The sequence below is a fragment of the Pseudomonas duriflava genome (assembly GCF_007830155.1).
Lineage (GTDB): Bacteria > Pseudomonadota > Gammaproteobacteria > Pseudomonadales > Pseudomonadaceae > Chryseomonas > Chryseomonas duriflava.
This window is the reverse complement of record NZ_VLKY01000011.1, coordinates 38,765-54,643: the sequence shown is the minus strand read 5'-3', so window position 1 is coordinate 54,643 and position 15,879 is coordinate 38,765. Positions and strand designations below refer to the sequence as shown.

The 15,879-nt window shown below is 53.7% G+C and carries 11 protein-coding genes and 2 pseudogenes; 8 read left to right on the top strand and 5 right to left on the bottom strand.

What is annotated here, in order from left to right:
• Positions 1-14: 14 nt before the first annotated feature.
• From IQ22_RS15925 to IQ22_RS15900, 7 genes are all read left to right on the top strand, one after another.
• The gene (locus IQ22_RS15925; RefSeq protein ID WP_145143769.1) at positions 15-245 is read left to right on the top strand and encodes a hypothetical protein; all 231 of its coding nucleotides are present in this window, start codon (positions 15-17) and stop codon (positions 243-245) included.
• 443 nt (positions 246-688) lie between these two features.
• Complete coding sequence (locus tag IQ22_RS15920; protein WP_145143767.1) at positions 689-952, top strand: hypothetical protein; 264 nt, start codon at positions 689-691, stop codon at positions 950-952.
• Positions 953-1,358: 406 nt separating this feature from the next.
• Positions 1,359-2,756 (top strand): 2-oxoadipate dioxygenase/decarboxylase HglS, encoded by a 1,398-nt coding sequence (hglS, locus tag IQ22_RS15915; protein WP_145143765.1) that lies wholly within the window; start codon positions 1,359-1,361, stop codon positions 2,754-2,756.
• A gap of 70 nt (positions 2,757-2,826) precedes the next feature.
• Complete coding sequence (locus IQ22_RS15910; protein WP_425298871.1) at positions 2,827-3,273, top strand: methyl-accepting chemotaxis protein; 447 nt, start codon at positions 2,827-2,829, stop codon at positions 3,271-3,273.
• Between the two features lie 84 nt (positions 3,274-3,357).
• Positions 3,358-3,495, top strand: coding sequence for a hypothetical protein (locus tag IQ22_RS24145; protein ID WP_208733652.1), 138 nt, complete (start codon positions 3,358-3,360; stop codon positions 3,493-3,495).
• A gap of 186 nt (positions 3,496-3,681) precedes the next feature.
• The gene (locus IQ22_RS15905) at positions 3,682-4,317 is read left to right on the top strand and encodes a 7-cyano-7-deazaguanine/7-aminomethyl-7-deazaguanine transporter (protein WP_244309199.1); all 636 of its coding nucleotides are present in this window, start codon (positions 3,682-3,684) and stop codon (positions 4,315-4,317) included.
• Positions 4,318-4,592: 275 nt separating this feature from the next.
• Entirely contained in the window at positions 4,593-6,215 is a 1,623-nt protein-coding gene (locus tag IQ22_RS15900) for an OpgD/OpgG family glucan biosynthesis protein (protein ID WP_145143763.1), read from the top strand.
• A gap of 53 nt (positions 6,216-6,268) precedes the next feature.
• Here the strand turns inward: IQ22_RS15900 and IQ22_RS15895 are convergent, their stop codons facing one another.
• From IQ22_RS15895 to exaC, 5 genes and pseudogenes are all read right to left on the bottom strand, one after another.
• Positions 6,269-10,090 (bottom strand): PAS domain S-box protein, encoded by a 3,822-nt coding sequence (locus tag IQ22_RS15895; RefSeq protein ID WP_145143761.1) that lies wholly within the window; start codon positions 10,088-10,090, stop codon positions 6,269-6,271.
• Positions 10,091-10,687: 597 nt separating this feature from the next.
• Positions 10,688-11,551 carry a methyl-accepting chemotaxis protein gene (locus IQ22_RS24140; protein WP_425298875.1) on the bottom strand — a complete coding sequence of 288 codons (864 nt, stop codon included), beginning with the start codon at positions 11,549-11,551 and terminating at the stop codon, positions 10,688-10,690.
• Positions 11,546-12,328: pseudogene (locus IQ22_RS24135) on the bottom strand (MCP four helix bundle domain-containing protein); the annotation flags it as partial. The gene IQ22_RS24140 and the pseudogene IQ22_RS24135, both read right to left, overlap by 6 nt.
• A 171-nt stretch (positions 12,329-12,499) precedes the next feature.
• Positions 12,500-12,600 (bottom strand): annotated as a pseudogene (locus IQ22_RS24130) (zinc-dependent alcohol dehydrogenase); the annotation flags it as partial.
• A 328-nt stretch (positions 12,601-12,928) separates the two neighbouring features.
• Positions 12,929-14,449, bottom strand: a complete 1,521-nt coding sequence (exaC, locus tag IQ22_RS15885; RefSeq protein WP_145143757.1) for an acetaldehyde dehydrogenase ExaC — start codon at positions 14,447-14,449, stop codon at positions 12,929-12,931.
• Between the two features lie 517 nt (positions 14,450-14,966).
• Here exaC and IQ22_RS15880 point away from each other — a divergent pair.
• Positions 14,967-15,491: an AAA-type ATPase lid domain-containing protein gene (locus tag IQ22_RS15880; RefSeq protein WP_145143755.1), complete on the top strand. Its 525-nt coding sequence runs from the start codon at positions 14,967-14,969 to the stop codon at positions 15,489-15,491.
• The last annotated feature ends 388 nt before the right edge of the window (positions 15,492-15,879 follow it).

The window sequence follows — 15,879 nt, the reverse complement described above, 5'->3', positions numbered from 1 at the left end:
CAAGGAGTGCTGTAATGGAATTCCAATGGCTGTTTCGCGAACTTCAGGTGGATCCCAATGATAATGACTGGGTCAAGGGTTGGGGCGTTTTCAGAAACAGCCCATGGCATTTTGTGGCCATGTTCAATTCAGAATCTGTCGCCGATTCGGAGGCGATCCGATTAGGCGGGGATTACATCGTATCGTGGGGTGCTCACAAGCTGGGCACTAATCAGTTCATCGTGACCGAGAAATTCGACTCCTGACCCACAGCTTACCCGCCTCCGATCGTTACACCGTACGTCGGAGGCAATTCCTTCCACGCCTGCCTGTGTCACTACGCCACGAGCTTGCCAAAAATTCCTCAAACCGCTCTACCTCTTGTCTTTCAAAACCTTGGAGAGATAGCACCTCTACTTTTGTCTAGAGGCTGCTACGGTCACAGCGGCGCCAGAGGGCCATAAAACCCGACGAACAACACTCTGGTTAACCTCTTGTTGATGGATAAAAAAAACCATTCGACGGTCACAGCACCGATGCCAGGAGGCTATCACTGCCAAGTTGCTTTTTTGCTTTCGTGTCGTACAGAGTGGCTCGAGTGCAAGGACTCATCTCAGGGATAGCTCACCATCATCTCGCAAAATGATGGGCGGTGGGTACGGCAGGAATTTCTGCCTAATGACAATAAAAGATCAAGTAAGGAATGCTGATGAGTATCACTTCTATAATTGCACTCGTCCTGCTCATCGTAGTAGGTATTCCCTCCTTCAAGATGCTCAAAGAAGTCCTAGAGAGAGCTCGTATGCTCGAAGAACAGCTGCTGGCTGTTAGTTCCAACTTAAACGGCGTTCAGCTTGAGCTCGAAGAGGTTAAGGAACAGTTGGCAGGTAGACATCAGGTGAACCGCATGCTGGACGAGCAAATGAGCAGCGAAGCGAATGATGGCGAAGCGTCCCATCGTCGAGCGGGCTAACCGCTTACCTGCTTATTGATTCCTTTTGACTGGCTCAAGCCCCTTATTGCGTTTAGCGAAATCAGGCTTGGGCTGACAGGGTCTAGCGTTTTGAATCATAAGTTCAGCCAGCCGACCCCAGAGCTAAACTGTGTTGGGCTCTGTCGAACATAGCGCCAGAAAGGCAACGCGTATGCCCTTTTGGCGCTACGCAGTGCTCTTTTGTATATGGACAGCGAAAAACCGCGCCCACCTTCCTCATTTCCTGTGGTGAACGCACCGCCTGCAAAGTCTGCAGGTTTTGTCAAAATTCCCTTAATGACTGACACCCTGAGTTTTTGTCATTTGTAAGCTCAACCGTCCCTCCGCAGAATGAACATTCAATGACAAGAAGACATCTGTCTTATCTGAAAGGAGACGGTTTGCGATGAGCCATCAGGCCTTTGTCGACTCTGACGAAATCCGTGCCCGCTTTTCTCGGGCCATGTCCGATATGTACAAGTCAGAAGTACCCCTTTATGGCACCTTATTAGAGCTGGTAGCCGAGGTGAACCGGAACGTAATGCACATGCAGCCTGACCTGACGGAGCGCCTGAGCCGGACGGGTGAAATTGAGCGGCTGGACATGGAGCGGCACGGGGCGATCCGGGTTGGCACACCGGAGGAGCTGGCTACTATCCGCCGTTTGTTCGCCGTGATGGGGATGCTACCGGTGGGATATTACGATCTTTCCGAAGCAGGCGTTCCAGTCCATTCAACAGCTTTCCGCGCTGTTCATGAGGCGTCCCTGCAAAGGGGTCCTTTCCGTGTCTTCACGTCCCTCCTCCGTCTCGAACTGATCGAGGATGTCGCGGTGCGTCAGAAAGCCGAGGCCATTCTGGCGAAGCGAACGATCTTCACACCACGAGCCCTAGCCCTGATCGAGCGCTTTGAAACGGTTGGGGGATTAACACCTGTCGAAGCGGATGAATTCATCCAGGAAGCCTTGGAAACCTTCCGCTGGCACAGCGAAGCCACTGTCAGTGCTGAGGTCTATCAACAACTGCACGACCAGCATCGGTTGATCGCTGATATCGTGGCGTTCAAGGGGCCACATATCAATCACTTAACGCCACGCACACTCGACATCGACGCAGTCCAGGCTGGCATGCCGCACTGGGGTATTACCCCCAAAGCGGTTATCGAGGGGCCTCCTCCGCGTAAATGTCCGGTACTGCTACGCCAGACCAGCTTCAAGGCATTGCAAGAAAGCATCGCCTTTATTGATGACCAGGGTGCCACAGTAACCGGTAGCCACACCGCACGTTTCGGTGAGATCGAGCAGCGCGGCGTGGCTCTCACACCCAAGGGTCGAGCGCTTTACGACACGCTTCTAAACGCGGCACGCGAACAACTAGGGGTCGCGCCTAATGAGGGGAATGCTGATTCTTATATGAAAAAGCTCAGCGCCTGCTTTGCAGATCTACCAGACGATTACGACGCCTTGCGCACTCAAGGCCTCGCCTATTTCCGCTATTTCGCTACCGAACAAGGTCTTGCTGCTCGAAAAGACGTCTCACGACCTCGCGAACTGGAAGCCTTAATCAAGGCGGGTCATATCCAATACGAACCCCTGGTATATGAAGACTTTCTTCCTGTCAGCGCGGCTGGCATTTTTCAGTCCAATTTGGGAGATACGGCGCAGGCTCACTACGCAGCCACATCTAGTCGTGAACAATTCCAGCAGGCTCTTGGCGCAACAGTGCTGGATGAGCTTGCGTTGTACGAGCAGACCCAGCAGCGCTCCCTGGCAGCGTGCGGTAAAACACTAGGCATTACCGTATAGAGCAACACTCCGTTTTTGCCGTTTTTCTGACTGGCCTGCTCAGGGCAGGCCAATCGTCGCCCGGTCGATTTTGTACCTTAATTGCTTTCAAGTTGACTCGGGCAAGCAATCGGTAGAAGGCGGCAAAGTCATTCAACAAACGCTGGAGAACATCAACCGGATTGCCAGCACCGTACAGAACTCAGCAGCTCAGATTTCCGAGCTGGGTCGCCATACGTCCCAAATCACTTCGATCGTGAATGTAATCAGCGAGATAGCCGAGCAGACCAACCTGTTGGCCTTGAACGCGGCCATCAAGGCGGCTCGAGCCGGCGATCAGGGCCGTGGTTTTGCCGTGGTAGCTGATGAAGTACGCCTGCTGGCACAGCGCACCGGCAAGTCCACTCAGGAAATCGCCAACGTGATCCAGAAGATCCAGACAAGCACGCAGGAGGCGGTCAGCAACATGAGTGTCGGCGTAGAGCAGGTCAATGAGGGGCTGGAACTGGCCAGCTCGGCCAATCAGGCCATTGAGTAGATTCGCCAGGGCTCGGATCGCATCATCCGTGTAGTCGATCAGATCTCTACCGCACTGCGTGAGCAGTCAGCCGCCAGCGATGACGTGGCCCGTACGGTCGAGCGCATCGCGCAGATGGCCGAAACAAACAGCCAGGCCATTAATGCTGCCTCGCGCAATGCCGGCGACATCAAACAGCTGGCGCAATCACTGGACAGTCAGGTTGCCCAGTTCCGCGTCTGAGTCTGACGCGGCAAAGCCCACCCGAAGCGGGGTAGGCTTTGCACGTACGCCTGCTTCGAAATAATGAAGATCCGATCAGATCGGCTGCGCCAGCCTGCCATTCAGTATTAGAATGCGCCCCGCTCGCGAAGAACGAGCCGTTGTAATGGGTTCCCTCACCCCATCCCTTACCAAAAAGGACTCTACATGCAAATGACGTCAAACGTCAGACGCTCGGCATTGGCCGGTCTGATCGGTTTCCACATCCTTATCATCATCGCCAGTAACTACCTGGTTCAATTGCCGCTGAGCCTATTCGGTTGGCATACCACTTGGGGGGCGTTCAGCTTCCCGTTCATTTTCCTGGCAACAGATCTAACTGTACGCCTGATGGGAAAGCAACCGGCACGCCAAGTTATCGCTCGGGTCATGATTCCTGCACTGGTGGTGTCTTATGTGTTTTCGGTGCTGTTTCAGGAAGGCGCTTTCCGGGGCATAGCTGCCTTGGCCGAACTTAATACATTTGTACTTCGTATCTCGTTTGCCAGCTTTCTGGCCTATGTGCTGGGGCAGCTGGTGGATATTCATGTTTTCGATCGGCTACGCCAGATGCGACAGTGGTGGGTTGCACCGGCAGCCTCGACTGTACTTGGTAATCTACTGGATACGTTTGCGTTCTTTTCGATTGCGTTCTGGCACAGCGATAACCCTTTCATGGCCGAACATTGGGTGGAAATCGCCAGTGTCGACTACGCCGTGAAGCTGGGTATCAGCCTGCTGCTGTTCCTGCCGCTTTACGGTGCACTGCTGAGTTTGATCGAGCGTGCACTGCTGCGTCGATAAAACCCATGGCGTTGTCTGCAACAGGCAGCGCCTCCCCATTATTAGGTTCTTCAAGGCCTATTGCCTGATAAGCAGCCTAGTTTGTGCGATACCTTACAGTTTCGGAAACATAATCGAACTGTTCCTGCACAGGCGTATCTTTTACCCTCAGCCGCTGCGCTGAAGGGCCGTGTACTGAACGCTATTTTGTCCGGCTCGCTCAGCCCGCTTCATGTGCCCGATGATTGCTGCGGCAACGTCGCGTACGGGTAGACATCATTGCCACAGGGTCACGCATGCAACGCAGAGATCTTTTGAAAGTATCACTGGCTTTCGCCGCCTATACCGGCCTTCCCGCTTCCACTCTCTTTGCCGCTCAAATGCCTCCAGGAAACGGCAAACAGGACGATGCAGAACCCTTCAGCTTTGATCGACTGAAAACGCAAGCTCGGCAAATGGCTGGTAGCGATTATGTAGACACGACGCAACAACTGCCTGCTACGCTCGCTTCGCTTACGCCGCAACAATTCAATGCTATCCAGTACGATGCAAAAGAATCACTGTGGCATGACCAGAAAGCTCAACTGGATGTGCAGTTCTTTCATGTCGGTATGGGTTTCAAACAGCCTGTGCGCATGTACCGGGTCGACCCCAAGAAAAAACTCGCCACGGAAATTCACTTCCGTCCCGAGATGTTCAAATACGAAGGAACAGGTGTTGATACGTCCCAGCTCCAGGGTGACCTCGGCTTTGCCGGTTTCAAGGTGTTCAAATCACCGGAGCTGACCAAGCATGACATCGTCTCGTTTCTGGGGGCGAGCTACTTCCGTGCGGTAGATGATACCAAGCAATACGGTCTCTCGGCCCGCGGGCTCGCCATCAATAACTACTCAGATACAGTGGAGGAGTTTCCCAACTTCACGAAGTTCTGGTTTGAGACGCCTGCCCCCAACAGCACCCGTTTCGTGGTGTATGCCCTGCTCGACTCACCCAGTGCAACGGGGGCCTATCGCTTCGATATCGACTGCCGTGCAAAACAAGTCATCATGGATATCGATGCCAACGTTTATGCCCGCAAGGAAATAAAACAGCTGGGTATTGCCCCGATGACAAGCATGTTTAGTTGTGGCACCCATGAGCGACGCATGTGCGATACGATCCACCCGCAAATCCATGACTCCGATCGACTCTCGATGTGGCGTGGTAATGGCGAATGGGTGTGCCGCCCGCTGAACAATCCGGCAACACTGCAATTTAACGCCTTTGCTGACAAGGACCCCAAGGGGTTCGGTCTGGTCCAGATGGACCATAATTTCGCTAGCTACCAGGACACGATCGACTGGTACAGCCGTCGCCCCAGCCTTTGGGTCGAACCGACCACGGCCTGGGGGGAAGGCTCAATCGATCTGCTGGAAATTCCCACTACCGGCGAAACCATGGATAACATCGTGGCTTGCTGGAACCCAAAACAGCCAATTACACCCGGCACGGCATTGAACTATGGCTACAAGCTCTACTGGAGCGCACTGCCTCCGGTTAGAACGCCCCTGGCGCAGGTACATGCTACCCGCTCCGGCATGGGTGGTTTTACCGAGGGCTGGGCACCCGGCGAGCATTATCCCAAAGTCTGGGCACGTCGCTTCGCCATCGACTTTGCCGGTGGCGGGCTCGATACCTTGCCCCAAGGTACCGGTATCGAGCCAGTCGTGACGGTTTCCAGCGGCGAACTAAAAGACTTCCACGTCCTCTGGATTCCAGACATCAAAGGCTATCGAGTCATCTTCGACTGGTATCCCACCAGCGAGAGCGTCGACCCGGTAGAAATGCGTCTATTTATTCGCACACAGGGGCGAATTTTGAGCGAAACCTGGCTGTATCAGTACTTTCCGCCTGCACCCGAGCGCCGTCGCTACCCTTGACCCTATGCATGACGGCAGTTCGGTCCTGAACTGCCGTCATGCTGGAAACATGGTCAGCAGGACTTCTTGCCGCGCTCGATCATAGTACGAACTCGAGTAGCCAAGACTTCAACGGGGAATGGCTTGGTAATCATTTCCATGCCCGGATCGAGAAAGCCACTAGCCAGCGTGGCATTTTCCGCATATCCCGTAATAAACAGTACTTTCAGCTCAGGGCGTTTCTCCCGAGCAAAGTCAGCGACCTGCCGACCATTCAGACCGGGTAGCCCTACATCCGTTACCAACAAGTCGATTGCCTGATCCGAAAGCAGCACTTCCAGCCCTTCGGGCCCGGTGGCCGCCTCTAGAGGACGATAGCCAAGATCTTTCAATACCTCGACAATTAGATCTCGAACGGCAGGTTCATCTTCGACCACCAGCACGGTTTCTCCCGTATCGGTGCGGTGCGCCTCCGTCAGAACGGCACCTTCTGCTTCTTCCTCGGCCTCACCCAGGAAGCGTGGCAAATACAGTTTGATCGTTGTGCCTTGACCTACTTCCGAATAAATCGTGGCGTGCCCTCTGGATTGACGGCTGAAGCCATACACCATTGAAAGCCCCATGCCGGTCCCCTGCCCCATCGGCTTGGTGGTAAAGAACGGATCGAAGGCTCGCTTGATTACGTCATGCGACATTCCTGCCCCAGTGTCGGTAACGGCGATGCAGATGTAATCCCCAGGCGTCACGCTACGGTTAAGCGTGGCATAGGCCTGATCGAGGCGGGTATTTCTGGTCTCGATGGTTAAACAGCCACCTTCTGGCATGGCGTCACGTGCGTTGATCGCCAGGTTCAAGATGGAGCTTTCCAACTGATGAGGGTCGCACAAGGTGACCCATACATTCGGGTCCGTCACAAATTCCATGCGGATCGACTCACCCAGCGTACGTCGCAGCAAGTCCTCCATCGAGACGATCAAACGATTGACATCGACCGACTTGGGATCAAGCGGTTGCCGACGTGCGAACGCCAGCAAGCGGTGCGTCAAGGCGGCTGCACGTTGGGCCGACGTCATGGCCACCTTGGCATAGCGCTCAAGCGTATCGGTACGTCCTTGGGTAATACGGGCCTGCATCATTTCCAGCGAGCCGATAATGCCGGTCAGCAAGTTATTGAAGTCATGTGCAATGCCACCTGTAAGCTGTCCTACCGCCTCCATTTTTTGGGCTTGCCGCAAGGCCTCTTCGGTTCGGCGAAGCGCCTCGGCCTGTTCTTTTTCAGCTGTAATATCTCGACCAACCGCATGCAAGAACTGATCGCTTGGTGCAGCCGCCCACGCAATCCAGCGATAGGAGCCATCTTTATGCCGATAGCGGTTCTCGAAACGCATCGACGGCATGCCCTGTGAGAGCCTCACGATTTCAGCTGATGTAATCTGCTTATCGTCTGGATGCACAAAGTTCATGCACGACTGTCCGATGATTTCGCTTTTGCTCCAGCCCAGCAGCATCGTCCAGGCAGGGTTTACAGCTGTGACTATGGTATCGAACCGGGCTACCAGCATGATATCGGTAGACAGTTTCCAGATCCGGTCTCTTTCCGCCGTCCGTTCAGCCACTTGCTGCTCAAGGGTCTCGTTTAGCGTCCGCAAGGCCTGGTCCGCTTCCAACCGCTTGAGCACTGCACCGGCCGAGCGTGCCAGGGCTTCAAGCGTGGCGATTTCCGAAGGCACCGGCGTATACTCGCGTGACCAGTAAGCACCAATAGCGGCAATACCTTCCTTTTCGCTAATCAATGGCACCATGACCAGACTGCGAACGGAGGTGGGGTAGTACAACTCACGATCAATCCTTGAGTCATTCAATATATCGGCAATGATTGCCGTTTGCCGATTGATCATGGCCCAGCCAGAAATACATGCCTCAAGAGGAAAGCGCTTGCCTTTCCACAACGGTTTCGACGCGATCTCAGTGGCATAAAAACACTCATCGTTTTCCCGCAATACGATCGAAACGCCATCGGCGCCCGAAATCTCTCGTGTCGCATTGCCGATTATGCTCATTAGCGCTTCGAGCGACTGAGCCGAAGGCAGCTTTTCAATCGCCTCGGAGAGTAGGCGCAAACGCATGTTATGCATCTGGACCTGCTCTTCGGCACGCTTGCGTTCAGCCAACTCATACTGGGCAGCCTGGAAAAGCCGGGCATTGTCGATAGCGATGGCTGCCTGGCCGGCGATACCTGTCAGTAATTGCTCATGTTCCTCAGTGAACACGCCAACACGTTCATGTCCGAACAGCAGTCCGCCTAGCACCTCACCTGATCGAGAGATAACTGGAATAGCCAGATAACTGCGCACCGGCAGATGCTCTTTAGGCATTCCGTGGTGCGTATCACTCTTTCCATACCGAGGGTCCTGAGTAATATCATCAGAACGTACTACCCCTTCGCCCTTGAAGGTAGGGCTAAATACCGCCGTGTTGCGCGGCATGGGAAACTTCGCAAAGGCTTCCTTGGGTACTCCCGAGAGCGCATAAAGCATATAGCTCTCGCCCTGCTCGTTGATGACGTTATAAAAAAACGCACCTAGCTGGGCACCAATCAGCGCCACGGCAGCATCCGTCGCCTCTTGCACCAATTTTTCCAGATCAAGTTCCGCCGCCAGACGCGCACCGATGCGGTTGATAATTTCGAGGCGACGGGTTTCCTGACGCAGTGCTTCCTGCGCAGCCTGGTAGCCGGAGAGGTCAGTATGCACTCCCACCCACTCTCGCACGCTGCCATCCCCATTCACTACCGGGAGCGCCTGGGTCGAAATCAAGTGCCATTGGCCGTCCTGTCCCAGGATACGGCACTCCTGTGTATACCGCTTTCGTTCGGCAACTGCCTCCATCCAGTTCTGCATGACCATGGGCAGGTCTTCCGGATGGAAAGCCTTGACCCAGCCGAATCCTTTGGCATCTTCAAAAGACTGCCCAGTCAAGGACGTCCAGCCAGGGCTATCCTCGACAACCTCCCCACGAGCATTGGCTGTCCATAAAATGCCCTGTACTGCCTGGATTGCCATTCTGAAGCGCTGTTCACTGGCCCTTAAGGCCTCGGACGTTTGATACAGCTCGGTAATGTCTCGGGAAATGGCCAGCAGCCAGCCTGGCTTGCCATCCGGACCCTGGATAGACGTTACCTGAACATCCCACCACCGAGCTTCACCGGTAAAGGTAGGCGCAAAACCGGTGAAACGCCCTATACCACCGGCCTGGGCCGTCTTGATAGCACTCAGCACCTCGGCATGATCCTGGCCGCTCCAGAAATCCGGCCAGTTGCAATTGAGAACCCGGTTGAAATCCACTATTCCCATCAGACGCTGGCCAGCTTCGCTCATGTACCTCAACCGTGCGCTCGGGTCGAGGATCTTGATGCATTCATTGCTGCTCTCGATAACCCGAAGCAGGAAGCCAGCATTGTCCCGCTCAGAAATCCATTTTTCCTCGCTCCGATCCTGCAAGATCATAATCAAGCCGGTAGCTTCTCCAGTCGAGCCGTTGAGCGGTATGAGCTCACCTCGCCCCCAAAACGTCTCGCCGCCCTTACGCAGATACCATTGGGCATGCTGTGTACGGCCTTGCTCCAGGGCTATTTGACGTTGAGTCGCCGGGCAACCTTGCGCCAGATCTTCAGAACTGAACAAGACCTCTACCGGCCCGCCCATGATCTCAGCTGCCGACCATCCCAGGATCCTTTGTGCACCCTCACTCCAGCAGGTAATACGGCCTTCTAGATCCGTACAGATCACCGCGTAATCAGTCGCTTGCGCCAGTAATGCAGAAAGCAGGGCTGTTTCCTCGGCGCGGTTGATCAGCCGCTCAGGTGAGGAAGGTAGGAAATCAGAGGAATGTTCCATGCAAAAACTTTTTACACTCAGAAAGGGATCAGTTTTTTATGAGCCTCAGGCACTGCTTCTTGCCTGGCTAGGCATCGCCATTTCAGCCTGCTTATGCGAGAGCAGACAGCATTAATAGAGATATCGGTAGCCATGAAGAGAACCTGAACTCCTGCGGTACGGCTGAAACGGACGAAAACTATGACGTTGGAGCCTGTCTGAATGTAGAGAGGATTATCAGAGTTACTGCTTGATAGCAGACCTGTTGCCGTTTTGCCAGACTGCTGCCGTATAAAGTCTTTAGAGCTGTAACGCTTGGCAACCGTAACGGCATCTCTGGCAGAGTATTAATCTGTCAGAACGATAACCGCAACGTTTGTACGTCACGTATATGGAAACTTTATGCGCGCTAGTTAACGTGAGGCAGAACGGATAGGCAGCCTACGGCAAGGCCAACTTGGACTGGCAAGATACGGAAAATTCGAACATGGCGTTACGCCAGAAGGGAATGTGCTGGCAATGGCATTCCCGTGGCGTCAGTCAGCCGAGCCCACAGCCACAGATTGGGGCTCAGCTCTTTTAACCTAAGAAAGTAACTAGTCGCTGACAAGACAACCGTTATAGCCTGAATCGGGCAACCGTCTGGTTCAGGGAAACCGCCAAGCGAGACAGATCCTGACTGGCGGCGTTTGTTTGATTCGCTCCGGCTGAAGTCTGCGTGGACAGATCCTGAATATTAACCAAGTTCCGATCAACTTCACGAGCTACCTGAGCCTGCTGTTCTGCGGCGCTGGCGATAACTAAGTTACGCTCGTTGATCCCCGTCACGGCAACTGTAATACGCTCTAGCGCTTGATCCGCGGCTTGGGCCAACTGTTGGGTATTTTCCGCCAGCGACCGGCTATTACCCATCGTCCGTACTGCCTGATCGGTCGTATTCTGGACAGTGCCGATCATAGTTTCGATTTCACCTGTCGACGTCTGCGTACGGTGAGCCAGAGCACGAACTTCATCGGCAACGACAGCGAAGCCACGCCCCTGCTCTCCCGCCCGGGCCGCCTCGATCGCCGCATTAAGGGCCAGCAGATTGGTTTGCTCGGCAATGCCCCGGATAACATCCACGACCTGACCAATATTGCGCACCTGTTCGGACAAAGCCTGCACAGTCTCGGAAGAGGTGTTCAACTCTTGAGCCATAGTATCGATGGCATTAACCGCTTTACCTACTTGCAGACGCCCCGTTTGTGCCTCCTTGCTGGTTACGTGCGAAGCCTCAGAGGTAGAAGCGGCATTACGTGAAATTTCCTCAACAGCCGATGTCATTTCTGTAACTGCCGTTGCCGCCTGCTGAATTTCACCGTTCTGCTGCGTCAGGCTGCGAGAGCCTTCGTCAGTTACCGCATTAAGCTCTTCTGCAGCAGACGCTAACTGATCGGAAGCGCTGGCAATCTCCTGGATAGTCTTTTTAAGGTTGTCTTGCATTCCGCTCAAGGCTTGTAACAATTGCCCTGTCTCGTCACGCCCATGACTATCGATTCGAACACTTAAATCGCCCTGGGCGATACGCTGGGTACTAACGACCGCACGAGCGATCGGACGGGTAATCGAAAGGGTAATAAGCACACCCAACACAATCGCCATAACAAAGGCGATGAACATGCCGCTGTAAAGCATCAAACTAACGGAGCGTTTAAGTGCTTTGGCCTGCTGAGCCCCTTCATCTGCCTGTTGCTTGTTGGATTCTACAATAGCGTCTTGGTGTGTCATGAGTCGACGATAGTAATCGTTGACATCCCCCTTGACGAGGCTACGTGCCGTATCGAAATCCCCCTGATCTAACGCCATCAGTACACGCTCGATATGCGATTGAAAAACAGGCCAATCCTTTTCCATCCTGTCGCCCGCGGCGCGCTCATCATCCCGTGACGGTGTTGAGCGATAGGTCGCGAACGCTTTCTCTGCCGCAGCCCGGTTAGCCTCTAAAGACTGTAACGCTTGGTCACGCTCCTGTACCGAGGCGCCTGATTCCGTTAAAGCAAGCAGCTTATAGGCATCACGGTGTTGAGCAATGGTCTTGGCTTTTGTCTCGTAAGCATTCGCTACCGATACGATATTGTTAGTAAAAACCAACTCCAGACTGTTCGATAACTGGGTGATTGCTCGAATGCCTAATAACCCTATTACAAGGCTAATACAGGCAAAAAGAATAAAAGCACCTAGAAGTTTGGTAGCTAATTTGGCATTAATGAACCAGGCCATAAGGGTACTTCCTAAACAGTTATATCGTCAGGTAGGCTCGCATTGATCAATTCGAGCGGAGCGTTTCAGACCAAACGGCATGATCACGATGGCGCATGGCTTACGTCAGGAAATCGGCAGCTTTTGAAAAAACTGTAAACAGACATGTTTCTATTGCTTGCCCAGCCACAGCGCACCTAAACCAACGATGTTCCCTTTCTCATGACCAGAAATAAAAGGCGGTTGGGTTTGACCGGCCAGTCGCCCTCTGCCGCAGGCAAATCAGTGCGACAACGCAGGAAGCTGCACTATGGGCTAAAATTTGTTTCGGGACGTAACACGGAAACATCGACTTTCTAAGTTTTCAGCAGTTTATTAAACTCACGAAACCAATGGCTTCATTGTCATGTATTCAGGACGATGAAGTGGTGATACTGGCAAACGCCGGTCAAACGCTCCTACGCTCCTACGCTCCTACGCTCCACGATAGCAAGCTTGAAGCACATGGCACGCCAAAATAACGACCTAACTCAAGGAAAGCCCTGTTTGTTGGACACACACCAATCGGCAATCAGTATTGCGTCTTAGAGGGCGGTAGCCTTCTACCGCCCCTGAATGACGTTAGAAAAATCCCAACGGGTTGGTGTCGTAGCTGATCAGCAGGTTCTTGGTCTGCTGGTAATGATCCAGCATCATCTTGTGAGTCTCGCGGCCAATACCGGATTTCTTGTAGCCGCCAAAGGCAGCATGAGCGGGATACAAGTGATAGCAGTTAGTCCAGACGCGACCGGCCTTGATACCACGGCCCATGCGATAGGCGCGATTGATATCACGCGTCCAGACACCTGCTCCTAGCCCAAACTCAGTATCGTTAGCGATGGCCAGCGCTTCGGCTTCATCTCGGAAGGTCGTAACGCCAATGACCGGGCCGAAGATTTCTTCCTGAAAGACCCGCATCTTATTATGCCCTTTGAGAAGGGTCGGCTGGATGTAATACCCGCTCGCCAAGTCCCCCTGCAAGGATTCGACGGCACCGCCTGTGAGGAACTCGGCCCCCTCGCTACGTGCAATTTCCAGGTAGGACACGATCTTGTCGAACTGTTGTTGTGACGCCTGAGCACCAATCATGGTCTCGGTGTCCAGTGGATCGCCCCGCTTGATCTGAGTGACCTTTTTCATGACCTCGGCTATGAATGGTTCGTAAATCGACTCCTGCACTAGAGCGCGGGAGGGGCAGGTGCAAACTTCACCCTGGTTGAAGAAACCCAAAACCAGCCCTTCTGCGGCCTTTTCAATAAAGCTCAGCTCGGCCTGCATGATGTCTTCAAAGTAGATATTAGGTGACTTGCCCCCCAGTTCTACTGTACTGGGAATAATGTTTACCGCAGCGCACTTCAGGATGTGCGAGCCCACGGGGGTCGAACCGGTAAAGGCAATCTTGGCGATACGGGTACTGGTAGCCAGCGCCTCGCCCGCTTCCTTGCCAAAGCCCTGAACAATATTGAGTACGCCTGGGGGCAGCAGGTCACCGATTATCTCGGCAAGCAGCGTAATGGACAGCGGGGTCTGTTCAGCGGGCTTGAGCACCACACAGTTGCCTGCTGCCAGAGCCGGTGCCAATTTCCAGGCCGCCATCAACAGAGGGAAGTTCCACGGAATGATCTGGCCGACCACCCCCAATGGCTCATGGAAATGATAGGCCGCCGTGTGCTGGTCGATTTCAGCAGCCGTACCCTCTTGAGCACGAATACAGCCTGCAAAATAACGGAAATGGTCAGCCGCCAGTGGTACATCGGCCGCCAGGGTCTCGCGAACCGCCTTTCCATTATCCCAGGTTTCAGCAACAGCAAGCTTTTCAAGATTCTGCTCGATGCGGTCGGCAATCTTGAGCAGGATCAGAGAGCGCGCCTGAACAGACGTTTTGCCCCACGCATCGGCAGCAGCGTGAGCGGCATCCAGCGCTTTATCGATGTCTTCGGCCGTAGAACGAGGAAACTCGCCAATTACAGAGCCGTTGACCGGCGAGGTGTTGGTGAAATACTGACCTTTGACGGGCGAAACAAATTCGCCACCAATGTAGTTGCCATAACGGGACTGCAGGCTGACAAGAGCATCCTGGCTGCCAGGTTGTGCGTAACGCATGGTGGTTCTCCCAATGTTGTGCTTGTTATGGAGTCTGTAATGCTGCAAAGGAATGAGCAAAGCTCAGGCCAGCTTCAACAGAAACCTAGTCTAGAGCGGCTGCGCCCAACCAAGCCGGAGATCATGCATGGGACGTTGTACCATGACCGAGACAGGGCCTGGTGACAGGTTGTACCAGCATTGGCACAACCTGCTTTTCCATTTGCAATCGGTCTTTACCTAGTGAAGCATAGACGGTGCTTCAGGTGTCGCAGCGTCACGGCAGTTCCAATCGAACCCCTTTACGCAGAGAACAATAAGAATGACCGCCCTCGCCATGAGTCGTCACACCCGCCAGGTTCTAACCGTAGGACAAGGAACCGACCGTACGACCGACCATCGCTCGTTCCTGGCGCCGCTGCCTCGAACAACACCATCTTGATCCCACTAAGCCAGGCAGCCCTGTTGTCTTGGAGCAGCCCCGCATCCTCGAACAGCGTGAACGGCTGCAGCGCGTGCTGGATGTTGCCTATGCGAAATGAATCGTCTGCTCATCAGAGCAACCCATCGAGACCTGGAGGCACGCATAATCGAAGGAACACTCAGGGAAGGCCTGTATTATCGCCTCAATGGCCCAATTGCTCAGCTGCCTGCCTTACGCGAGCGCAGCGATAAAAACGTCTTACTGGAACATCTGCTGACCCAGGAAACCCAAGGCCCGCCGTTGAATTTGGAAAATCGGGCGCGGCAGGCACTGCTGCATTACGCCTGGCCAGGTAACGTACGGCAACTATGCAACGTTTTGCAGACATTGATGGCACTTGGTGGAAACGGCTTGACCCTGTTCGATGACCTACCTCACAAAATACGTAATAGAACTCCAGCGCTGGCCTCTTCCACTAAAGCTTTGCTTGGCAATGCGGAAAAAGCTGCCCTGCTCGATGTGCTGGAGAGAGAACATTGGCATATATCACGCACGGTTCGTTGTCTGGGAATCAGCCGCAATATGTTGTATCGAAAATTACGCAAACACGATATTCCGCCTCCTGCTGAGCGCTTCTGAGTAAATCCTGATTGAAAACTTATCTATAAGGAATATGCAGGAGTGGAATCTTTGCTCAATGCTGGCAGTCCCTATTTAAACTGAACAGACCTAGCACAGGGAGGCTGATATGGTAGGCGTCCTCTGTTATTGAGCACAGCGTTACTGCTTTTGCGCTCTGCTTATTAAGCAGCGTCTTGCACACTGCATTTCGAACCCGTATGGCTCTTAACCTGACCAAGTGAACCGGTCGAAAAATGTAAGCCGTTACGTTACCTCTCTCGCGTATCGCTCGTAACATTTTCAGCCTGATTACATTTGAAGTCTTTGCTCCACTAGTGCTTTAGCCATTAACGATGACTTATCGGACAGGCTGAGCATGCAGCGTATTTATAGAGAGAGCCACTCG

What these genes read in the sequence shown, in the direction of transcription:
- IQ22_RS15900 (WP_145143763.1), top strand. Translation starts at nt 4,593, where the DNA reads ATGCAACGCAGAGATCTTTTGAAAGTATCACTGGCTTTCGCCGCCTAT.
- IQ22_RS15895 (WP_145143761.1), bottom strand. Translation starts at nt 10,090, where the DNA reads ATGGAACATTCCTCTGATTTCCTACCTTCCTCACCTGAGCGGCTGATC.
- IQ22_RS15880 (WP_145143755.1), top strand. Translation starts at nt 14,967, where the DNA reads ATGAATCGTCTGCTCATCAGAGCAACCCATCGAGACCTGGAGGCACGC.
- exaC (WP_145143757.1), bottom strand. Translation starts at nt 14,449, where the DNA reads ATGCGTTACGCACAACCTGGCAGCCAGGATGCTCTTGTCAGCCTGCAG.
- IQ22_RS15905 (WP_244309199.1), top strand. Translation starts at nt 3,682, where the DNA reads ATGCAAATGACGTCAAACGTCAGACGCTCGGCATTGGCCGGTCTGATC.
- IQ22_RS15925 (WP_145143769.1), top strand. Translation starts at nt 15, where the DNA reads ATGGAATTCCAATGGCTGTTTCGCGAACTTCAGGTGGATCCCAATGAT.
- hglS (WP_145143765.1), top strand. Translation starts at nt 1,359, where the DNA reads ATGAGCCATCAGGCCTTTGTCGACTCTGACGAAATCCGTGCCCGCTTT.
- IQ22_RS24140 (WP_425298875.1), bottom strand. Translation starts at nt 11,551, where the DNA reads ATGCAAGACAACCTTAAAAAGACTATCCAGGAGATTGCCAGCGCTTCC.
- IQ22_RS15920 (WP_145143767.1), top strand. Translation starts at nt 689, where the DNA reads ATGAGTATCACTTCTATAATTGCACTCGTCCTGCTCATCGTAGTAGGT.